Here is a 23284-nt window from a genome sequence, read left to right as displayed (position 1 = left end):
CTTTTATTTTGTTTAAGCACAATAAAACATACCTCTATACGTTATACCTGTACATTTCTATTGAAAAACTGGTTAAAGCTCTCCTTGCTTCAATTCCTGAATTCATTTCTTGTAGTTCCTTTTGGCACTAAACATCCAAATTACATTAGTAATAATTGATGTCAAGTAGTTTGATTTATTAGTTTTTTTGTATTTTCATAAGCACAATAAGCTCATTAAACCCCTAATATTATGACAAAACACATTCTACAAAATTCTTCGCAACAAAGTAATTTAGTACTTCAATATGGCAAAGATGCTTTATTGGTTATCGTTGGTGTACTTTCTGCAAGCTTCGGGCTTAAGGGTTTCTTACTTCCAAATGACTTTTTAGATGGAGGCGTTACTGGTATTTCACTGTTGATTAATATATTAACAGACATCAATTTACCTGTATTAATTATCATTGTAAACCTACCTTTCATTTGGTTGGCATACACTCAAGTATCAAAAGTTTTCGCAATAAAAACATTAATAGCAATTGGACTTTTGGCACTGAGCTTGACATTTATTTCTTTCCCAATTGTTACTACGGATAAACTACTAATTGCTGTTTTTGGAGGTTTCTTTCTTGGTGCAGGAATCGGACTTTCCATTCGTGGTGGCTGTGTGCTAGACGGAACAGAAGTACTTGCCCTATTTATTAGCCGTAAAACAGTATTGAGTGTTGGTGACGTTATCATTGTTATCAACGTAATTATATTCTCGGCTGCAGCAATTTTAATAAACATCGAAACGGCAATGTATGCGATGCTTACTTATTTGGGAGCGTCTAAAACCATCGACTTTTTAATTCATGGTCTTGAAGAATTTACGGGAGTAACAATCATCACAGAACATAGCGAAGCTGTCAGAAAAGTAATTATTGAAAAATTAGGACGTGGAGTAACCATTTTCAATGGAAAAAGAGGCTTTGGAAAAAGAGGACAGCTCAATGAAGATTTAGAAATAATCTATACCGTAGTTACTCGTCTGGAAATTCAGAAACTCACAGATGAAATAGAAAACATTGATAAATCAGCTTTCATTATACAACAAAGTATTAATGATGTAAAAGGTGGAATGATTAAAAAATTACCTTTACATTAAAATTATTTTACTCAAAACGGGCTGATTTCATTAAGAAACCAGCCCGTTTTTCTTTGAAATCATCATAAATAAAGAACTTCCGAAAAAGCCTTTTTTAAGTATCTTTTCCTCAATTTTTACTAAGTGATAGAAAAATGAGTTAATGAAATTGGAAGGTACTTCAACATCTGAAACTACATTTTTTGTATCAATTAATTTTAATGCAATTCCCAATCGTTGGCTTAATCTTACAGCTAAGACTAAAGGAGATAAAAACCATGTCCAATAAGAGTAATAATCAATCGTCAGCAATTCTTTTGGTAATAAAGTCTCAATGTCATGAAATGTAAATCTTTGTTTTCCACCAACAGCAATATCGTGTGTTCCCCAAAAAATATTAAAAGCATTATTATTAGAAATAAAAATGGCATCATCTTTTAGCAAACCATGTATCGCATGAAAAATATTGACAATTTGGGCATTCTCTAAACAGTAAAAAACATCATTACAGATAATCACATCAAACTTATTTGAGTTTGTAAATTCATCCAAGAAGTTAATATCAAATCTTCGAACATTCAAATTTCGTTCCTTACAAAAAGAAATAGCTGCTTCAGAATAATCTATTCCTTGAATATTTTGAAATCCTTTTTTGATTAAAAAGCTCATCAATCCACCCGTTCCACAACCTATATCTAAGATATTTAATTGATAATTTTCAGGATACTTTTGAGTAATTTCTGCCAAAACTTTTTCGTGTAAAATACGATACCACCAAAGCTTTTCTTCAGCCTCAAACATCACTTTGTATTCCTCAATATTACTATTCAGCATGACTCAAAACTTTATATTTCACAGAATATTGTGGGTAATTATTTTGGGTTAAGAACATCCTTCCCATGTATTCACCAATAATACCAAGTGACATTAACTGTACTCCACCAAAAAACATAAAAACTGTAATTGAGTATTGAGACATTACTCCCCAAATATCTAAGCCAAAAAGTAATAAAGAAAGTAAAATCAAGAAAAAGCCAGAAAGTAAAATAAACCTTGCAGGAAGAATAGAATAGCCAAAAATAATTGTGAGAAAAAGTACTGACAATTTACTAAAAGTATAATTTGAGCGTCCTTCTTCTCTTTCTGAATGTTCCACATGAACGCTTCCAACATTAGATACCACACTAAAAATTATTCCATCAATATATGGAAATGGTCCTTTATAGTGACAAATTTCGTTGACAATATCTTTGCTAATCAGCTTAAAACTAGACAAATAAAGTCCTTTTGGCTTATTTAGCAACCTTGTAGCAAGTTGATTGACCAACCAACTGCCAAAATTCCTAAAAATACTATGTTTTTTATCTGAGTAATAAGTATAAATTACTTCATGTCCAGTTTTCTCAGCTTCTTCTAACAATTTAATAATTTCAGATGGAGGGTTTTGGAAGTCATCGTCAATCATTACTGCATAATCACCACGAACATGATTTAATCCACACATTACAGCATTAAATTCACCAAAGTTTTTTCGTAATGAAACAAAGGTAATATTTTTGTATTTTTTTGATAATGCTAAACAAACTTGTTCTGAATCATCTGGGCTTCCGTCATTAACCAATACAATTTCAAAACTATACTGATTCAGTTCTTCGTGAAGTTTCTCAACCAGTTTCCCAATAGTTTTTGCACCTCTATAAACTGGAATGACAACTGATAATAACATAAAATAAAATGGTTTAGTATGAATTTATCGTTTCTACGATATAATTAATTTCGTTTTCAGTCAAAGCTGTATTTAGTGGGATACTAACTACTTCATTATGGATTTTTTCTGTAATGGGTAATGATTTATCATTCCACTCTTCAAAGGCTTTTTGTTTGTGAGGAGGGATTGGATAGTGAATATCAGTGCCAATTCCTTTTGAATTCAAAAATTTTATCAAATTATCTCTATACTCAGTTCTTAATATAAATAAATGCCAAACATCGTCATTAATTGTATCAATATTAGGCAAAATAACTTTATCATTTTTAATCTGATTTAGATAAGTACAAGCAATCTCTCGCCTATATTGATTATCCAAATTAAGTTGCTGAAGCTTAAGATTCAGTATTGCTGCTTGGATTTCATCCAATCTACTATTTAAGCCTTGATAATCAAATACATACTTTTTACTTGAACCATAATTCCTTAAAGCTAAGATTTTTTCAGCCAATTCATCATTATTAGTCGTAATTGCCCCAGCATCACCTAATGCTCCTAAATTTTTAGAAGGGTAAAAACTAAAGCCCGCTGCATCAGACAAATTTCCCGCTATTTTTCCTTCATATCTGGCACCATGAGCCTGAGCAGCATCTTCAAAAACATGAAGATTGTATTTTTGGGCAATATGAGAAATACTATTCATATCACAACATTTGCCATAGAGATGGGTAACTAAAATTGCTTTAGTCTTTGAATTGATTACTTTTTCAATGTTATCAGAATCAATTAAGTATGTTTCTAAAGAAGGTTCAACCAAAACTGGAATATACCCAGCTTGTTTAATTGCTAGAATCGTAGCAATATAAGTATTCGCTGCTACAATAATCTCAGAGGATGGAGGGAAATTACATGCTTTTAAAATGATAATTAAAGCATCTAAACCATTAGCAACACCAAAACAGTGTTTAACGCCACAAAATTTTGCAAAGTTCTGTTCAAATTCTTTACCTTTCTCACCAAGGATATACCATCCTTTTTCAACAACTTCTTTTACAATATTTTGAATTTCTACTTCAAACGGCTTATTTATTAATTTTAAACTAAGAAATGGTATCTGCATTTTTCATTGTTTTTAATTCATAAGGTTCATCAATATAATCACTAGGATCATATAATTCATTTGCTAATACTAAAAGAATGCAGGATTTTGAGAAAGAGTCCATAATATGCCAATCTTCTGGCTGAAGAATAATACATTGATTAGGTGAAAACAAGAAGTATTCTTGTTCATGTTGTCCGTTATTTATATAAATTCTACAACTACCCGTCAAACAAGTAATTGCTTGCCACGTTTTTTTATGACGATGTCCACCCCTCACCTTTCCTTCTTCACAATGAATATAAAAAACTCTTTTTATACTTCCCGGAAGGTGTTTTTCAAAGACTGTTAGAGAACCTGATTCAGAATCAAAACATTGTAATTCAAGAAATTTACTCATTGAAAATTTTGTTTTTTCCATACGAAAGCTATGAAGCTTAAGTAGAATTAAGCTAAATAACATTGATGGTTTAATTAATAATACTCTGAATTGGATAAAAACGGAATGCTCATGAGCATCGTTTATTTAGATAAAGTAAACAGCTAAATCTGTCTAATTACTAAATAGTTTTTTAAGATTGTGCAAAGCTTAAATACTTTACACTTAAAAGTAGCTATTTCAAAGATAGGCTACATAATTCTATTTTCCAAAAGGTTTAGAAATTGGTATTTGATTTTACTCAAACCTAACACCTTTTAAACAAATAAGGCAGTAACTATTTTTAATAGATTACTGCCTAGCAATTGTAAGAGATAGATTTAGAGATTAATATTCATTCGAGGGTATTTCCCAACAATTTTACGAATTGACGAGACTCTTATCATACTTTTTTTTCTTCTTGCAACAGGTGCAAATAAATTATTTTCAAGTACTATTTTACTTTCTTTACTAACATAATCCAGTACATATTTAGGATTTATAATGTAAGATTTGTGTACACGCAAAAAACCGTATTTTGCCAACTCTTCGTCAAAAGCATTAATACACCTTGCATACAAGCAACTATTTCCATCTTTTGTATGGATTAAAGTGTAATTACTTTCTGCTTCTAACATGATTATTTGTTCTATTATTAATGCTAAACTTTTTTTTGAATCTACAATTAATTCAAAATTGGAACGAACTATCAATGATGACATATACTCAGTTTTTGTGGTTAGTGGTAATGCTAAAGTTTCTGAAGTATTAGTCGTAAATACGAAACGGGAGGGAAACAAAACTTTATCTTTTTTTTATTCTCAATACAGTTTTGCTTCAACCTTCGTTTAAAATGAATTAATCAAAAGATAAATACTAATTTTGTATACCTGTGTAAAACATAAACACCTTTTGAGATTCTAATCACAATTGAAGTCAAGAGAAGGAAAATTCTTTAGAAATTAAATGAAAAATAAAAGCGTTCAGTTTATCATCATTTTTGTAGCAATACTGGGAGTAAATCTCTTGGCTAGTCGTTTATTTTTTAGACTAGATTTAACCCAAGAAAAGCGTTATACTATTTCAGAAGCAAGTAAAAATTTATTACAAAATCTAGATGACGAAGTATATGTAAAAGTATATCTCACAGGAAAAGGTATTCCTGCTGGTTTCAAACGTTTAGAAAATGCTGTAAAGGAAACTCTTGATGAATTTCAAATCTACGGTGGAACAAATATTAAATATACTTTTATCGACCTGAACTCTGAATATAAAGATGAAAAAACAAGAAATGAGAAAATAGCTGCTATCGCCAAAAAAGGTATTACTCCAACTAATGTTTACAATAATGAAGATGGTAAAAGAACACAAAGTCTAATTTTACCGGGTGCCGTTATTACTTATAAAGACAAAGAAATTGCTACTTTACTATTAAAAGGCAATAAGCTATCGTCTCCTCAAGAAATACTGAATCAATCTTACGAAGGAGTAGAATACCAATTGGCTTCTGCCATTAAAAGAGTAACGGCTACAGAAAAAAAGAAGATTGGCTTTTTTATCAATTATACCAATTTGCCTGCTGTGAATCAATTGGATTTAATTGGAGCTTTAAAACCCAATTACGAACTTTATCCAGTTGATTTAAGAAATTCACCTACCTTAGACGGTTTAGATGCCATTTTCGTTTTGAAACCTGAACAAGTTTTTAATGATGAGGATAAATACAAAATAGATCAATTTATCATGAATGGTGGCAAAGCAATTTTCTTTGTCGATGCTGTAAAAGTAGATTCTGTAGCTCGTGAAGGAAACATGGCGCAAGTTCAAAGTGTTGGGCTAGAAGATTTATTATTCAAATATGGTGTTCGCTTAAACCCAAATCTTATCAAGGATGCACAGATGAGTGCTGCGATTCCTTTAGACGTCGGAAATTTTGGAGATCGTTCTAATATTCAACTTACACAATGGCAATATTTCCCTTTGATAAATACTTTTGGGAAATCGCCAATTGTTAGAAATTTAGATGCTATTTATACAAAATATGTCGGTACTCTTGACACTGTACGTGCAAATGGAATCTCGAAAACTCCACTATTGATGACGTCTCAATATACGCAGCTACTAAAGGCTCCAGCAATTATGAGCTACAATTTTGCCAGTAAAGATTTAAACGCAAGCCAATATAATGCAGGAGTACAAACTGTAGGGCTGTTATTAGAAGGAAAATTTGAGTCTTTATACAAAAATAGAATTCTGCCAAGTGATTCACGTTTTAATACTTTTAAAGCTGATGGAAAGGCTTCCAAAATAATTGTTTGTTCAGACGGAGACATTCCTGCGAATGATTTTGACAAAAAAAACAATACTCCTCTCCCACTTGGTTTTGATAAATATTCAGGCAATACATTTGCCAACAAGGATTTTGTACTGAACGCAATTGACTATTTATTGGATGATAACGGGGTAATTGTAGCCAGAAATAAAGAAATCAAATTAAGACCTTTAGATAAAGCAGCTCTGCAAGATGATAGAACCTATTGGCAATCAATCAATTTAATTATTCCTGTAATTATTTTAGCGGTTTTGGGAGTAATTAGAAATTTCTGGAGACAAAGAAAATATACTCGCTGAGTATTTAATTCATTTTCTCATAATCGTTGAGTGAATAAAATTAAGTTTCAAAAAAACTTTTTCTTGCTGGCGAAATTTGCCTAAAAACAATTAAAAGTCAGGGCTTATTTGTACTTTTGTTGAACTTTTTAAAATACAGTGCTTTATATCAAAACTTAAATCGTTTTGGTAATTTAATAGTCATTCCCAACTAAAAATATTCTTTCAAGATAATGAAATTCGTCGTATCCTCATCAGTTTTATTGAAACAACTCTCGACAGTTAATGGCGTTATTGCCAACAACCCGATTGTACCTATTTTGGAAAATTTCTTGTTCCAAATTGATCAAACTCAACTGACAGTTACTGCCTCTGATTTACAGACTGTAATGATTACGACATTGGCAATAGAATCTTCAGACTCTGGAGCAATCGCTATTCCTGCTCGTTTATTATTGGATACTCTTAGAGGCTTGCCAGACCAACCAATTACTTTTAAAGTTGACAGAGATACTTTTGGGACTGAAATAATCACTGAAAATGGTCGTTATAAGCTTTCAGGTGAAAACCCAATTGATTTCCCTAAAGTACCACAAGTAACAAAAAGTTTATCAGTACAAATTTCTGCTGATATATTAGGGGCAGCAATTGCTAATACAATTTTTGCTGTTTCAAATGACGATTTGCGTCCTGCGATGACAGGTGTTTATGTTCAATTGTCTCCTGAATATACCAATTTTGTCGCTACTGACGGACATAGATTGATTCGCTATAAAAGAAGTGATGTAAAATCAGAATATGATTCTACGATGATTATTCCTCGTAAAGCATTGAATTTATTGAAATCTTCATTGCCATCTGATGATACAACTGTTACTTCTGATTTCAGTTCTTCAAATGCGTTTTTCAGTTTCAATAACATCAGAATGATTTGCCGATTAATCGACGAACGTTTCCCTGATTACGAAAATGCTATTCCTCAAAACAATCCAAATGTTCTAACAATTAATCGTTCAGAATTTTTAGGTTCTTTGAAACGCATTTCTATTTATTCAAATAAAACGACTCATCAAATTCGTTTAAAATTATTGAAAAACGATTTAGTGATTTCAGCAGAAGATTTAGATTATTCTAACGAAGCGAATGAAAGATTAATGTGCGACTATGATGGAGATGAAATGGAAATTGGTTTCAATGCTAAATTCATGATTGAAATGTTGAGTAATCTTACATCAAACATGATTTCTTTAGAAATGTCTCAACCTAATCGTGCTGGTCTAATTATTCCAGCTGATAAAAAAGCTGACGAAGATATTTTAATGCTTGTAATGCCAGTAATGCTAAATACTTATGCGTAATTGACATTTAACATATCTATATTGGGGCGTAAGAGTATTTATTCTTACGCCTTTTTAATTTAAAGTGTTAATGATTGTTAATCTAAAACTTTAGTATTAGTTTAATCGTTTAAAATTTACTCGTCAATTAAACGTTTTGTATCAAACTTAATCAATCTTAGAAAATGTTAAAAACTAGAATTTTATCTGCTTTATTAATCCTTTTTACTATCAGTGTAAATGCTAAAACTGAACCTGCCAAAAATACAAACGCAACAGGCATTCAGTTTTTTAAAGGTACTTTTCAACAAGCTTTAGCAAAAGCTAAAAAAGAAAACAAAATGATAATGATGGATTGTTACACTACTTGGTGTGGTCCATGCAAAATCTTGAAAAATCAAGTATTCACAGATAAAGCCTTGGGAGATTACATGAACCAAAAATACGTTTGTGTAGCAATGGATTATGAAAACGGTGAAGGTCCTGCGGTAGCTCAAAAATATCCAGTAGATGCTTATCCATCTATTTACTTTATGGATAACAATGGTAAAGTAAAAACGATTATGGTTGGTGTTCCAAACCCTATTCCAAATGCGGCTAATGTTATTTTAGCACAAGCGAAAAAGTTTGTAAAGTAATTTTATTTTATTCCTTAAAAAAAGCCGTGAATTTGTGTTGAACAAGTTCACGGCTTTTTTACTTTCTATCAAACAAAAGCGAGTGATTAAATCGCCTACTTCATAAATACTACTTAGCACTCTCTTGTTTAGTTCTCATTTTAATATTAAGTACTTCAACTAATAAAGAGAAGGCAATCGCAAAATATAAATAGCCTTTTGGTACTTCACCCACACCAGAACCAAAAAGAGAAACATGTGCGTCGTGTGCAGATTGTGCAATAAGCATAAAACCAATCATAATCAAGAATGCCATTCCTAGCATTTGAATAGAAGGGTGACGATTTACAAAATCGCCAACTGGTCCTGAAAAACCCATCATAATCACAATCGACAATACAACTGAAATAATCATAATCGGTAAATTATGTGTTAAGCCAATCGCAGTAAGAATAGAATCAATCGAGAATACAATATTAATCAACGCAATTTGAAGCACCACAGCCGTTAATTTATCAGCCGCTGAACCTTTAGGGACAGTAACTTCATGTTCGCCTCCAACCTCTAGCTTTTCATGAATCTCAGAAGTAGCTTTATACAATAAGAATAAACCTCCGATAAATAAGATTAAACTTTGTCCAGAAATTCCCGCATTAAGCCATCCTAAATTAATATGAGTAAAAGGTTCTTGTAAAGAGATGATAAATGAAATACCAAACAGTAAAGTAATTCTGAAAACCATTGCTAATAGCAATCCTATGTTCCTTGCTTTTGCTTGATCTTTCTTGGCTAATTTATTGGCAGCAATTGAAATAAAAATGATGTTATCTATTCCAAGAACAATTTCTAAAAAGGTAAGAGTAAGTAAACTTATAATACCACCAGCTGTAAATAATTCTGACATTTTAATTTTGGTTTAAATATTTTGATTTCACAAATTTATCCAGTTTAACCAATAATCAAAACTTCAATTGTTATGAAAGGTTAAAAACATCTACAGTCATTCCAAAAATAGCATGAACGTTTTTGAAGTATTTTATCTTGAAATGCACGTTTCTTTTCATTCTTAATAATTATCAATACACCGTGATAGATAGAATAAAAAACATCAAAAATTTATCACATTTTAACTTATTGATAATAAAACACTTATAATTTTATTTAAAAAAGATTCATTTTTTTCTTTGTTGATGTTTGGAGTGTAAGCAAATAAAGCGTAATTTTGCACCACCTTAAAAGAAAGGGATTTGGTTTCATAGCTCAGCTGGTTCAGAGCACCTGCCTTACAAGCAGGGGGTCCTAGGTTCGAATCCTAGTGGGACCACCAAATTACAATAACAATCTCGGTTTCATAGCTCAGCTGGTTCAGAGCACCTGCCTTACAAGCAGGGGGTCCTAGGTTCGAATCCTAGTGGGACCACCACCAAAGCCTTAACATTTCAAAATGTTAAGGCTTTTTTATTGGCTTTATATTCATATTAAATAAAAAGGGTTAACAAGATAAAATCTTCTTAACCCTTTTCTATTACTAAAGCTCAAAGCAGAGTGCTATTTACGCATCATATTTGCCATATTAGGCATTTTCATTTTACCGTCTTGAACATTGTTCATCATACGCATCATTTTACGCATTCCGTCGAACTGTTTCAAGAGATTATTGATTTCTGTAACAGAAGTTCCCGAACCAGTTGCAATACGTTTCTTACGAGACATATCCAACAATTCTGGTTTTTGGCGTTCTTTCGGAGTCATCGACTGGATGATTGCTTCAATTGATTTGAAAGCATCGTCTGGAATATCCACATCTTTCACTGCTTGCGACATTCCCGGCACCATTCCCATCAAATCCTTCAAATTACCCATTTTCTTGATTTGCTGTAACTGCGAGTAGAAATCTTCAAAACTGAACTGGTTTTGGCGGATTTTCTTATTGATACGCTCCGATTCTTCTTCATCAAAAGCACTTTGTGCTCTTTCTACCAAAGAAAGTACGTCACCCATACCCAAAATACGGCTTGCCATACGGTCGGGATAGAATTGGTCGAGGGCATCCATTTTTTCGCCTGTTGAGATAAACTTAATTGGTTTATCTACAATATGACGAATAGAAAGTGCCGCACCACCACGAGCATCACCATCTAATTTGGTTAATACAACGCCATCAAAATTCAAACGTTCGTTGAAAGTTTTAGCAGTATTTACAGCATCTTGTCCTGTCATCGAATCCACTACAAAAAGGATTTCTGAAGGTTTAATGGCATTTTTAACCGCTGCAATTTCATTCATCATCGCCTCATCTACTGCCAAACGACCAGCAGTATCGACAATGATTACTCTTTTACCCATTTTACGTCCGTAAGAAATAGCATTTTGAGCAATCTCAACAGCGTTTTTGTTTTCAGGTTCAGCATAAACATCTACGCCTACTTGTTCACCTAAAACTTTCAATTGGTCGATAGCCGCAGGACGATAAATATCACAGGCAACCAACAACACATTTCTACCACTTTTTTTGAGGTATTGAGCTAATTTTCCAGAAAAAGTAGTTTTACCAGAACCTTGCAAACCTGCAATCAAGATAATCGCTGGGTCTGGTTTAAGGTTGATAGCTTGTACCGACGAACCCATCAATTTAACGAGCTCTTCATGGACAATCTTCACCAACATTTGACCAGGGTCAACCGCAATAAGGATTTTTTGTCCCATTGCTTCTTCCTTGATACGGTCAGTGATTTCTTTGGCAACTTTATAGTTAACATCGGCATCCATCAAAGCCTTACGGATTTCCTTGACAGTACTTGCTACATTGACATCCGTGATACGTCCCTTACCTTTCAGGGTACGCATTGCGGTGGTTATTTTACTGCTTAAATTCTCAAACATTTTTATCTATTGCTTCTAATTTTTCTTGTATAATTTTTAATATTTCTGGACGATACTCAAATGAAATAAATTCATTACTTATCCACGTAAACCTATTTGGACTAAACTGCTCTTTCTTAGAAAGAAAAAGCTTTTTTTTCACTTCTCCTGCATAAACCAATGAACCAATCTGACTTTTATACTTAATATTAGCTTTCAAAGACTGAATGGAAATAACTTCAAAATACTGTCTTTTAATTCTGACAATTCCACCCAAAGTATTTACCTCACTCCATTTTATGATTATCTCTTGAACCCAAGATTTATATTCAATACCTTCGTGAGTCAATTTTATTTCAGCAAAAACTAAATTTAATTGCCAAAACAGTATTACCAACAAAGGAATTACCACGAACCAATGAATATGAAAAATAAAAAATACCGATACAAACCAGAGTAAAATAAATACGAATCCAACAACTAACTCCCAATCTTTTATGATATTAACTTTAAAAGTAATGGGAAAATTTGTTTCCATCTCTTCGGTTTTATTGGCAAAAACAATATTTAAAAAGCTATTCTCTCGAACAAATTTCTATAATTCAAAGCTTAACGCACAAAGGTACAAAATTCTTAATAAAACAGGAGATAATGATTTGAGGAAGCACTCTTTCTATTTAATTTTGGTTTTTACTTTTCTAAACCTCAACATAAAATGGTTACTGCACTTATCACTCTGTCACTCATTGCATTCGGTCTAATCATAATCGTTTATACTGCCTCAAAAGAATATTCTGATTTACATGGATTACAATCTATGCTGAAAGTACCTCGAAGCTATAAAATCAGATATGATATTTTCTCCTGTGTTTTTGCTCTTTTTTTTATAATTATGGGTTTCATAATGCTTTTCACAATTTTGAAATTGAAACATCAGGAGTTTATCCCTATCATCTTAATAATAATTTTAGGTTTACTACTAATTACATTAGGAGTAATAATCAGCTCTCTAGAAATACAAGTTTTCAAAATAAATGGAAAAAGAACTTATACTTTTAATCCTCTTGAAAAGAAAGTAAGTATTTCAGGCATAGAAAATACTTCATTCTATTTGAGCGAAATTCAAGAAATTATAAGATTTCAGCCTAACAACCATAAAATTGCATTCCCATACTATAAAATCATTTTGAAAGACCAAAGCTCAATTATTCTTACTTCACGGCTGCCTTGTTATTATAATTTCGACGATTTCTTCAAAAATATTCCAATAACTATAGTATATAAAGGTATTTGGAAGATTGAATAAAATAATAAACGCCACAAGCATCTTAAATCCTTGTGGCGTTTGCGTTGGGAATCTATCCAAATTATTTTCTAATCACTGCTCCGATTTCTTTTTCAAAAGCTGCCATTAGTTTTTCCATTGTTTTGTCGATTACTTTGTCCGTCAAGGTTTGTTCGTAATCTTGAAGAATGAAACTTACTGAATAAGATTTTTTATCTGCTCCTAAGTTTTCACCTTGATACACATCAAAAACATTGATTTGACGCAACAAGTTTTTCTCATAATTACGTGCCAATTTCTGGATTTGGTCGAAAGTAACGGTTTTGTCAATCACCAAAGAAAGGTCACGACGTACTTCTGGGAATTTCGGTAATTCTACAAAAACAGCTTTGTCATTATATTGTTTGAACAAGTAATCCCAATCAAAATCAGCAAAGAAAACGTGCTGTTTTACTTCTGCTTTTTTCGCTACGCTTGGTTTCACTAAACCTACTTTTGCTACTTCTTTTTTGTTCAATACATAACTTATGCCGTATTCAAAAGTTGCCGTTCCTTCTAAAGGTTTGGTATCTAAATTCTTGAAACCTAAACTTCCCAGTACTTTATTTACAGCACTTGCCAACGCATGGAAAGCTACTTTTTGTGATTTCAATTGCCATGTTTCATTTTCAGTATTTCCCGTCACATACAAAGCTAAATGGCGTTTTTCAACGTATTTGTCATTGATTTTGTGATATGTTTTACCGAAATCAAACATTTTCAAATCTTTCTGACGACGGTTGATATTGTGTGCCAATACTTCTAAACCAGAAAATACCATTGACTGACGCATTACGCCTAAATCTTCTGATAATTTATTTAAAATCTCAACGTCGTCGTTCGGTAAATCTGCTTTAATCAAAGCGGAATAAGCTGGTTTTGTTAAAGAATTGGTAATAATTTCGTTGAAACCATTCGCCGCCAATACTTGTGAAATTTTTAATTGTAATTGTTCTCTGTCTTTCTGTGGGAAACCAGATAAAAATTCTGTTCCAAGGTTTTCAGACAATTCTACGTTTTCAAAGCCGTAAATTCTAAGCACTTCTTCGATTACGTCGGCTTCACGAGTAACGTCCACACGGTAAGGCGGCACGATTGCCGTAAAACCGTTTTCATCTTCGTTCTGAATCGTAATGTCTAAAGATTCAAGAATTGATTTTACTAAAGCTTTATCCAAGGTTTTACCAATCAAACGATTTACGTTTTTGTATAAAACTGGAATACTGAAATCTGCTATCGGATTCGGATAAAAATCTGATACTTCCGAAGCAATTACGCCGCCCGCCAATTCTTGAATCAACAGAGCTGCATATTTCAAAGCGTATAATTTGGCGTTTGGATCTGTTCCACGCTCAAAACGGAATGAAGCATCCGTTTTTAAACCATGACGTTGAGCCGTTTTTCTTACAGAAGCAGGGTCGAAATAGGCTACTTCTAAATAGACACGAGTCGTTTCTGGCTTGATTCCTGATTTAGTTCCACCAAAAACCCCAGCAATTCCCATCGGTTCATCGCCGTTACAAATCATTAAATCTGTTTCGCCTAAAGTACGTTCTATTTCATCAAGTGTTGTAAATTTTGTGCCTGCTGGAAGCGTTTTTACAATTACTTTTTGCCCAGCAATGGCATTCCAGTCATACGCATGCATTGGCTGGCCAAGTCCATGACAGATATAATTGGTAATATCTACAATATTGTTAATTGAACGTAAGCCAATTGTTTCTAATGATTTACGCAACCATTCTGGAGATTCCTGCACTTTTACACCATCGATAGTTACACCACAAAAACGTGGACAAGCAACGGCATCTTCAACAATAAGTTCTATCGGAAAATTATTATTATCAACTTTGAAAGCTTCAACCGAAGGCAAAGTAATAGAACGACTCGTTTTTGCTTTAATATCACGAGCAACTCCCCAATGCGAAGCAGCGTCTGCACGGTTGGGTGTTAATCCGATTTCGATTAATAAATCTGCTTCTAAATTAAAGTACTGAGCCGCAGGCGTTCCGTTTGGTAAATCAGTATCCAACACCAAAATACCAGCGTGTGAAGTACCAAGACCGATTTCGTCTTCGGCACAAATCATTCCTTCCGAAAGATGTCCGTAAGTTTTTTTACTGGTGATTTTAAAAATCTCAACACCTTTTGAATGGTCGTAAAGCGTAGTTCCGATAGTAGCAACAATTACTTTTTGTCCAGCTTCAACGTTGGCAGCACCACAAACAATTTGTGAAGGCGTTTCTCCGCCCACATCAACAGTAGTTAAGCTCAACTGTTTTTCTTTGATCATAAATCGTTCACAAGTAAGTACTTCACCTACTACAAAACCTTGTAAACCGCCCAAAATTGCTTCGTGACGCTCGATGGATTCTACTTCTAAGCCCGTTCCAGTTAAGAGACTATCTAATTCTTGAGCCGACTCTGTTATTTCTACAAATTGTTTAAGCCAATTAAGGGAGATTTTCATTCTAAATGCAATGTAAGATTTCGTGATTGAGAAATTAATTTCTTTTAAAATTTCTCGGAAAGACAAAGTTAATCAAAAAATAGAAGACAAAAATAAACCCCACAAGATTGCTTGCATCTTGTAGGGTAAAGAATTTTATTCTGATAGCTTAAAACAACCTTATAATCTTACTTTTTAGGTAAATCATAAACTGTTAATTTTAATCGCTCTTTGGTTATTTTAGTATTCAATTGCTCTATTTCAGCACTTATTCTAGCTGTTTGAGTTGTTGATTGTAGGATGCCCGTTCTATAATATTCTAAGGCAGATTTCAGACAAGCTTCATTCTCATCTCCTAAATCTTTGGTAAAATCATCCGTCTGAACTTTATCCACAGAAAACCCTTCATAAAAATCACCTGTTCCTGCTGAATTAACATTTCTGAAAGCTACAGGAAAAGCATAGTAATCCATTGTTGGTATGGCATAATAACCTACTGGTTTACCATGAGTAGTACTTCCTATCAATTTTACGGTCATCACGGGTTTTAAAGCATTTATTAATTCTTCACTTGCCGATGCTGTTCCTTTGTTTACAATGATTACGATTTTGCTTAATTTCAATCCATTAGTGGCTGTGGCAAAATAATCAGTGCTGTTGTATTTAGTATAAACAGTATTGTGTTCTGTCTTTGCAAATATTTTCCCAATAGCAGCTGTTGGAGCAATTAAATTGCCTAAATAATTAGCAACTAAGCCATAACCTCCACCATTATAACGTAAATCAAGGATTAACTCTGTTACATTTTTTGATTTGAAATCAGCAAATGTTTGATCTAATACATTTAGCGTTGTCTGAGCAGTTTTGCCATTAATAGCATCTCCTAAAAATGAATCAAAATTAAAATAACCTACATTTACTCCATTTACAGAAAATACTTTAGGGTTGATTACATAGTCAGCTTTATATGCCCCAGCAGTAAGAGTAAGTGTTTGTTGCGTACCATCGGGTTTAACAAACACAATAGTCTGAGACGTTTTCCCTAATTCTATATTTAATTGGCTGATATTAGCATTAGTGGCATCAATTCCATTGATTTTTAGTACTTGCCAACCACGTTTTACACCCAACAAACCCGCTGGAGATTGTGAATAAACTAATTTCACCCTTAAATCTATAGCACTTACAAAGCCATATTGTACTCCCGCATCGGAACTATTTCCACTTACATAATTATCCCAGACAGATTTTTCAATGGCAAAACTCCACCTATCCTGATATTTCCCATTTACAAAAGGGCTATAAGTTCTTACTTTTTTCATCACCGAGTCTGCTGTTGGATAACCTGTCGGTTTAAATAAAGTAGCCGTTGGTAAACTCGTATTCCAGAGATATAAGGATTGCGAAATAGCATAAACACTATCTCTTACGTCTTTTGTTGCATTACTGACAACATCATCCTCTGTTTTCTTGCAAGATGAAAACCAAGTAAGTGTAAAAAGCAATCCAACAATTGCCATGTATTTAGTTTTGTGAAGCATAATCATTTGTTTTGATTTGGAATAAATACTTAACGTTCACAAACTAAAATTATTGAGCGTCCGTAATTTGACATAAATTCCCAAAAACTCTCCCTCTTAAAGCTTCAAAACCACTTGTGTTCTATCTGCTTTGCTTACTTTTTTGTAATATTCTATGAGTTCTGCATAGCTTTCTGGTGGAAATTTGCCTTGATTTCTCACTAATTTTCTGATATACAATAAACTTCCATCTTTTATTTGGAATTCTGATTGATAAGTTCCGAAGCGGTTTTCAAACTTAATTCCTTCTGGCTTGAACTCTAAGGTAGCATTTTTAGGTAATTGATAAGTAACTGAATCCGTTTCTGTTAAAGCCATTTTTAACACTACTTCTGTTTGACGAGGCTTATCCAACGCTGGCGGAACAGTATTAATAGCCGACATTAAATTGGGCGTTAAAAACAGCCTCGTTCCACTTTTTGATGCGCATTTCCTTACATTCAAATCTAATTTTACGGTAGCAGTCGGAATCCTTTTCTTTTCATCTTGAATAGAAAAATTACTTACTTCAAAACTGGGAATATTGATTCTTTTGTAAAGATGTTTTTGCTGCTCCTCTCTACTCGACAAGTTTTTAATATCAGAATAATCGTCCGATAAAAGTCCTGTATATTCCGTTACAGCAACTACTGTGGCATTTCCATCTTCTGCTAAAGCTACTTTAATATTCCTATTTTGCTGATTGTCTTTGGCTTTGTAAACTGGCGTGCGGACTAACTTCCCTCCTTCTGGAGTTGATAAAAGTGCGTAACGGTCGCTTGTAAAATCAGACAAATAACCAAAGGCATTATCTTGCGAAGTACATTCCAACCAAATGGTATCACTTTTCATCGGCACGCACACAATTACGTGATTAAATTGTTGAGAAGGGAAATCTGGATGAATATCTCGTTCATTACTTCCTCCTCTAATCGAAGCATAAAATGATTCAATTCCAACACTCTTCAACAAAGCTTTTGTGTAATTCGACAATGCTTTACAATCGCCATAACCTTTTTCAGCCACATAACTGGCTTCAAAAGGTTGCCAACCACCAATGCCTAATTGAATAGAAATATAACGGGTTTTAGATTGTAAGTACTCATAGATTTTCTTTACTTTCAGGCTTGGATCTGAAATATTAGCCACCAATTGTTTTACTTCTTGTTGTACATTTTCGGGTAAAACGTCTCTTCCTTTTCCTAAAATATTATCAAATTCCCCCAAATCTTTCCACGTTTTCATGCTTCCTTTGAAGCCTTCTACTTCAAACTCATTCGGAGCAGTCAATACTCCTTTTCCGTAGCGTGTCCATTTCGGTGAATAAAGTTCGTTTTCATACACCTGTAAATTCTTTACTTGCCAAGTATAACTTTTAGATTCTGCGATGTTTTCCAAGGTAGGTTCTGCTAATCCGTTAATTGATTTATAACGAAGTGGCAAATTAGCTGGCATTTGTATTTTTAAAGATGATTGTTCTACAGCTACGTTTTCTTCGTCTTCTTGTGGAAACCACATCGGATAAAAAAGTAAATTCTTATTCGTTGTTTCTGTCGTGAACTCTACGGTAAAAGGAAAAATCGCATATTTGAATTCCGCATATTTGTAACGGTTATCGCCAAAAAGTGTTCCGTTTCCAACGGCACTTCCATCGTGAATATCGTCTTTTTTTACCTTTTTTACTTTCTCACCATTACTGTCATACAATACACCTTCAAAATTATTTACTTTTTCAAGCTTACTATAGAAAAGCGTCATAGAGGCATATTGTAAACCTTGTTCATCCAAAATAGTGATTACTCTATGATTCTTTTCAGTAGCTTCTCCTAAGTTTTTAACCGTAAAAATGGTTTCGCTTTTACGAATTACGGCATGAGCTTTTTCCTTTAATTCTGCTGGAATGCTAGCCACATTCCAAGTATTCTGAGCAAAGGAATTACTCAAAATACTTGTCAATAGTAGTGAACTGATGATAAATGCTTTCATTATTTATTGGGCTTTCTTTAAAACTATTTGTTCTGCGTGTTTTTGAATAATTTGGTCGTAAAACCTTTTTAACAATTCATACTCTTCGGCAAAATACATGGTTTTTTTCAACATAATTTTGCTAGAAATAGTAATTAAATCTTCTGATTTTGCCACCATAAAAGCAAATCTACCAGCATCTTCAGGCAAATTCACTCGCATACTTTTAGGTATTTCTTCAACCACATAACCTTTGGGAATGGTATAAGTAGCGATAAAACTTTCTTCAATCAAAGTACCGAAATCAACGGGGTATTTTCTTTCTAATGTTGTGAAAGGGTTTTTACTTTCACCTTCACCAATCATCGGATTAAAATAAATTCTATCTCCAGCTACTCCTACTCCTTCATTGATATTCAAATCTAGTTTTACTTGTAGTGGTCTTTCAATTTCGTTTTCATCTTCAAATTCAACTTTTCTTACTTCCCAGTTATTATGCGATTTTTTAAGATTATCAATGTATTTTGCTTTGGTATCTTTCTTGATTTGCATGCGTTCGTCGTGTGCTGCATAACTGATATGATTGATACTTAATTGTCCTTTTATTTGTCCTTCTGGAACAATTTCAAAGTTAGCAATCAATGTTTTCGCTAGTTTTTCATTGGTTTTCAGTTCAACCCAATCGCCTGATTCTCCATGAATCCATCTTCCTTTTCCATTCAAACAACGAATTGGCAAAGTACCTAAGGGCATCGACGGTTCAGTAGCATCTATCAATAACCATTGCCCTTTTACATCTACCGCCGCAATTACATAATTGAATTTTCGTTCAAGTACATAATAATCCAATACTCGTCCATTATCTCTGGTACTCAACACAACTGGGTCGGCTTCAATATCCAATTCTCTGAGCAAAGCAATCAACATTAAATTCAAATCTGCCGAATTTCCCGTTTTTGCTTCAAAAGCTTTCTTTAAATTTCCACTCGCCAAGAAACTCCTTTGCTGATTCCAAGTCATATTCTTAGAAACATAATTATAGGCTGCTTGAATTTTAGACAAACTATCTTTGGCAGTTGCTTTGATAGTGGCGGCTACTTCTTTCAGAAAACCACCTTTGTTGAGTAACCTTCCGAAATTATCATAATTGGTCAAGGATTTTGAAAAATCATTCCAAGTAGAAGAAAAATGTTTTGGAATACCACCTGTTGGCACATAAGCAGAAATTTCAAACTCAACTTGCGAACGATAGTCTTCAATCGTAGTAATGTATGGTTCTACTTTTAAAGCAGGTACATCTTTCTGAACAAATCTGTAATAAGTAGCAGCAATGTTTTCAAACCCAGCCCCTAAATTCAGTGCTTCTTTGGTAATGCTAGAAACCACAAAAGGCTCGTATCCTTGTGTAATTAATTGGAATTGATAAAATTCAGGCACTTTTACTTGATATTCACTCCAAAGTGTTGGAATACTTCTTTGGAATTCCCAAGAACGAACTTCGGTATCAAAGTCTGATTCAATTCTGTATGAATATTCTATGACTGAGCCTTCTTGTACATTGGGCAATGTAATTTTTTGAATCATCAGATTCTCACTTTTCTTTTCTAGAAAGATTGAGCTTTTTTCTAATTTGGTCGTTACGATTTTTCCATCTACCAAATTATAAGTAGCTCCCTTGATATTAGAAGCATATTCTTTAGCTGTTCCTGTTCTGGAATTACTCAATCCAAAAGAATAAGTAGCCCATTCATAGCCAGATTTCTTAAGGATTTTGATTCTTCTGTGTCTTTCGTAAGCAACTTTTAAACCCTGTCCATCACGATAGGTGTAATTGTGAGTTCCGAAGTCGCAAAGTACTATTGCTTCGGCAGCAGTATCTTTGTCATAGGCTTTCATTTGTAAATCAGCCATGTCCACTTTACCATACTTGATAGGACTGTTTTGGGCATTGATTGAAAATGTTACTAGGAGTAATAAAAAGCAACTAAGGCTACTTTTTAAAAAGGCATTTTTTTTCATTTATATGTGTATTATTAATGTATGTAGTGAGTTTATAAGTATTAAATCAAACCTATAAGGATTTTATATTTAACTAATAATAAGAGCTTTAATCTCAAATCCTTATAGGTTTATATTCTCAATTAATTTATTTTCAGGAAGTGAACAGACTCCACTACAAAGCAAGATTTCTTAGTTGCAAAGCTTGCTACTTCTTCTTCAAAATAATCTGCTCTGCATGTTTTACAACAATTCTGTTAAACAGTTCTCGTAATGCACCATACTCTTCACTGCTATAAAGTGCTTTCTTTAAACTTACTTTGCTGTCGATTTTAACTTCTCCATCTAATAATGTTACTCTGAAATCAAAACGTCCACCATTACTGGGTAAAGTAACACTTTCTCCTTTAGGCATTTCTTCTACTACATAGTCAGCAGGAATTTTGAAAACAGCACTAAAAGTTTCCTCTTGCGGTACACCAAATTCAACGGGGTAGTTTCTAATTGGCGATTTGAATGGATTGGTTTCTTCTCCCAAATCTAGCATTGGTGTAAAATAGATGCGATCGCCTGCGATGGTATAGGCTTCATTATAAACAGTTTGTATTTTCATCTCTGGCATTTGCCCCAAGGAATCAACTGCTAATAAATCTATTTTGCTGATGTTTTGGTTAGGTTTGTTTTTCTTGAAATTACTGATATAATCCTCTTTCCCTTTACTTAATACCGCTGATCTAAAAAAGACAGCATCATGCCCAACATAAGAAATATTTACGTTTCCTTTCATCTGTTGGTCAGGCAAAATATCCATGTTAATCAGACTTACTTTTCTACTGACTGGGCGAGCAGGAATCGGTATCCAACGACTATTTTTTCTGACAATCAATCTCCCTTTTTCATTCAAACAATGTAGCGGAAGCATATCTACTTGGGCATATTTGCTTGTTGCATCTAGTAAAATATCTTTGCCATTCAAGGAAACATGGGCAATGGTAAAATCAAATCTATCCAACAAAACCAAATCAGTAGGCAAACCATTTTCACGAGTACTCAATATCATCGGGTTGGCATCAAAACCACATTCACGAAGTAAACGCACCAACATCAAATTGATTTCTGCTGAATTACCTAAACCTTTTTCTGCTACTTTATTCAAATTAGCACTTGAGGTAAATACTTCGTTTTCGCCATCCCATTGCATATTATTTTGAATATACTGATAGGCTGCCGTCAGTAAAACCAATGAATCTTTGGTTTGTGTTTTTAGGAGCTTGGCAATGTTTTGAGCTTCATCATATTTCTTGATTTGCTTTCCGAAATAATCACTCATCAATAAAGTTTCATTGAGTGCCTCCCAAGTTTGAGAATAATCTATTTTACCTTGATTCGGCAAATATGTTACCGCTAATTCAAAACTAAGTTTAGAACGATAATTTTCAAGCGTTGTCAAAAAAGGTTCTTCTTTCAATGCTGGAATATCTTCAATGGCAAATCTATAAGCAAGATATGGGTCACGAATATTGCTACGCATAAAATTCTGACTGCCTTGTTTTGTTTCCTGAACCTTCAAAGGCAAAAGACTATTCATGGTAATTTTATAGTCAAAATAAGCGGGGATTTCAGCACGCAATTCACTCCAAAGTGTAGGAATACTTGTTTGGAAATTCCAATTGCGTAAACGATACCACAAGCCCGACTCTATTTCATAAGAATATTCTAGCACAGAGCCTTCTCTAACTTGTGGGAAAGTAAATTTTTTATAGTAAAGTGTATTTGTTCCTTTTTCCTCAAAAAATTCATCGTCCGACATCGTGTAGCTTGCTGGGCTTCCGTTTTCTACATTCCAAGTTATTGCTTGCAGATTACTGATTGTTTCTGCTTTATCGACATCACTTGTTACATAAAAAGGAATTTTCTGACTGGCATATCCAAAACCAGATTTCTTTAGAATTTTGATACGGATGTGCCTGCGATAAGTAACTTTAGGCATGTCTTTACCAAAGTAATAAGAGTATTCGCCATAGTCGCAAAGTACAACCGCTTCAGCAGCAGTGTCTTTAGGATAGCTTTTCATTTGAAGGTCTTTCAAATCGACTTTACCGAAAGTAATCGGAGCGGGAGTTTGAGCTTGGGTATAAAAACCTAACAGCACACAAGTAATCAGTAGAATACACTTGCGTAAAGTACATCTAGGTGTCATTGATATTAAATTAGTTAATTATGGTTTAATA

General features: G+C 33.5%; 18 protein-coding genes and 2 tRNA genes. 7 read left to right on the top strand and 13 right to left on the bottom strand.

Annotated features, from left to right (window positions below; all coding sequences use genetic code 11):
- Positions 1-231: 231 nt before the first annotated feature.
- A complete protein-coding gene (locus tag ABID42_RS22720) occupies positions 232-1128 on the top strand; it encodes a YitT family protein (protein ID WP_367285613.1) in 897 nt (298 codons plus the stop codon).
- Positions 1129-1158: 30 nt separating this feature from the next.
- Here ABID42_RS22720 and ABID42_RS22715 read toward each other — a convergent pair whose 3' ends face one another.
- The 5 genes from ABID42_RS22715 to ABID42_RS22695 form a co-directional block, all read right to left on the bottom strand.
- On the bottom strand, positions 1159-1941 hold the full coding sequence (locus ABID42_RS22715) for a class I SAM-dependent DNA methyltransferase (protein ID WP_367285612.1): 783 nt from the start codon (positions 1939-1941) through the stop codon (positions 1159-1161).
- Positions 1931-2833 carry a glycosyltransferase family 2 protein gene (locus ABID42_RS22710; protein WP_323255920.1) on the bottom strand — a complete coding sequence of 301 codons (903 nt, stop codon included), beginning with the start codon at positions 2831-2833 and terminating at the stop codon, positions 1931-1933. The genes ABID42_RS22715 and ABID42_RS22710 overlap by 11 nt, the downstream gene beginning before the upstream one ends.
- 13 nt (positions 2834-2846) lie before the next feature.
- The gene (locus ABID42_RS22705) at positions 2847-3935 is read right to left on the bottom strand and encodes a DegT/DnrJ/EryC1/StrS family aminotransferase (protein ID WP_367285611.1); all 1089 of its coding nucleotides are present in this window, start codon (positions 3933-3935) and stop codon (positions 2847-2849) included.
- The gene (locus tag ABID42_RS22700; protein WP_323255925.1) at positions 3916-4314 is read right to left on the bottom strand and encodes a sugar 3,4-ketoisomerase; all 399 of its coding nucleotides are present in this window, start codon (positions 4312-4314) and stop codon (positions 3916-3918) included. The genes ABID42_RS22705 and ABID42_RS22700 overlap by 20 nt, the downstream gene beginning before the upstream one ends.
- 359 nt (positions 4315-4673) lie before the next feature.
- On the bottom strand, positions 4674-5054 hold the full coding sequence (locus ABID42_RS22695; protein ID WP_367285610.1) for a LytR/AlgR family response regulator transcription factor: 381 nt from the start codon (positions 5052-5054) through the stop codon (positions 4674-4676).
- Positions 5055-5298: 244 nt separating this feature from the next.
- Here ABID42_RS22695 and gldG point away from each other — a divergent pair, with 244 nt between their 5' ends.
- The 3 genes from gldG to ABID42_RS22680 all read left to right on the top strand — a co-directional run bounded on the left by gldG (position 5299) and on the right by ABID42_RS22680 (position 8917).
- On the top strand, positions 5299-6963 hold the full coding sequence (gldG, locus tag ABID42_RS22690; RefSeq protein ID WP_367285609.1) for a gliding motility-associated ABC transporter substrate-binding protein GldG: 1665 nt from the start codon (positions 5299-5301) through the stop codon (positions 6961-6963).
- Between the two features lie 212 nt (positions 6964-7175).
- Positions 7176-8300 carry a DNA polymerase III subunit beta gene (dnaN, locus tag ABID42_RS22685; RefSeq protein WP_323255931.1) on the top strand — a complete coding sequence of 375 codons (1125 nt, stop codon included), beginning with the start codon at positions 7176-7178 and terminating at the stop codon, positions 8298-8300.
- A 164-nt stretch (positions 8301-8464) separates the two neighbouring features.
- Positions 8465-8917, top strand: coding sequence for a thioredoxin family protein (locus ABID42_RS22680; protein WP_323255933.1), 453 nt, complete (start codon positions 8465-8467; stop codon positions 8915-8917).
- A gap of 109 nt (positions 8918-9026) precedes the next feature.
- Here ABID42_RS22680 and ABID42_RS22675 read toward each other — a convergent pair whose 3' ends face one another.
- Entirely contained in the window at positions 9027-9800 is a 774-nt protein-coding gene (locus tag ABID42_RS22675; protein WP_323255935.1) for a TerC family protein, read from the bottom strand.
- 345 nt (positions 9801-10145) lie between these two features.
- On the opposite strand from ABID42_RS22675, the gene ABID42_RS22670 reads away from it, so the two are divergent.
- Positions 10146-10223 (top strand) — tRNA-Val (locus ABID42_RS22670).
- A gap of 18 nt (positions 10224-10241) precedes the next feature.
- Positions 10242-10319, top strand: a tRNA-Val gene (locus ABID42_RS22665).
- Between the two features lie 125 nt (positions 10320-10444).
- Here ABID42_RS22665 and ffh read toward each other — a convergent pair.
- Positions 10445-11779 (bottom strand): signal recognition particle protein, encoded by a 1335-nt coding sequence (gene ffh / locus ABID42_RS22660; RefSeq protein ID WP_323255937.1) that lies wholly within the window; start codon positions 11777-11779, stop codon positions 10445-10447.
- Positions 11772-12296: a hypothetical protein gene (locus ABID42_RS22655; RefSeq protein ID WP_367285608.1), complete on the bottom strand. Its 525-nt coding sequence runs from the start codon at positions 12294-12296 to the stop codon at positions 11772-11774. Before ABID42_RS22655 ends, ffh begins: the two co-directional genes overlap by 8 nt.
- 177 nt (positions 12297-12473) lie before the next feature.
- Here ABID42_RS22655 and ABID42_RS22650 point away from each other — a divergent pair, with 177 nt between their 5' ends.
- On the top strand, positions 12474-13064 hold the full coding sequence (locus tag ABID42_RS22650) for a PH domain-containing protein (protein ID WP_367285607.1): 591 nt from the start codon (positions 12474-12476) through the stop codon (positions 13062-13064).
- Between the two features lie 61 nt (positions 13065-13125).
- Here the strand turns inward: ABID42_RS22650 and pheT are convergent, their stop codons facing one another.
- The 5 genes from pheT to ABID42_RS22625 form a co-directional block, all read right to left on the bottom strand.
- The gene (gene pheT, locus ABID42_RS22645; RefSeq protein ID WP_367285606.1) at positions 13126-15552 is read right to left on the bottom strand and encodes a phenylalanine--tRNA ligase subunit beta; all 2427 of its coding nucleotides are present in this window, start codon (positions 15550-15552) and stop codon (positions 13126-13128) included.
- A 167-nt stretch (positions 15553-15719) separates the two neighbouring features.
- On the bottom strand, positions 15720-17072 hold the full coding sequence (locus tag ABID42_RS22640) for a S41 family peptidase (protein ID WP_367285605.1): 1353 nt from the start codon (positions 17070-17072) through the stop codon (positions 15720-15722).
- A 96-nt stretch (positions 17073-17168) separates the two neighbouring features.
- Positions 17169-19076, bottom strand: a complete 1908-nt coding sequence (locus ABID42_RS22635; protein ID WP_367285604.1) for a DUF3857 domain-containing protein — start codon at positions 19074-19076, stop codon at positions 17169-17171.
- 3 nt (positions 19077-19079) lie between these two features.
- The gene (locus ABID42_RS22630; RefSeq protein WP_367285603.1) at positions 19080-21074 is read right to left on the bottom strand and encodes a transglutaminase family protein; all 1995 of its coding nucleotides are present in this window, start codon (positions 21072-21074) and stop codon (positions 19080-19082) included.
- A 187-nt stretch (positions 21075-21261) separates the two neighbouring features.
- Entirely contained in the window at positions 21262-23253 is a 1992-nt protein-coding gene (locus tag ABID42_RS22625; RefSeq protein ID WP_367285602.1) for a DUF3858 domain-containing protein, read from the bottom strand.
- Positions 23254-23284 lie beyond the last annotated feature (31 nt).

The organism is Arcicella rosea, from assembly GCF_040543805.1.
GTDB classification, from domain to species: domain Bacteria; phylum Bacteroidota; class Bacteroidia; order Cytophagales; family Spirosomataceae; genus Arcicella; species Arcicella rosea.
This window is presented reverse-complemented; position numbering and strand designations above follow the sequence as displayed.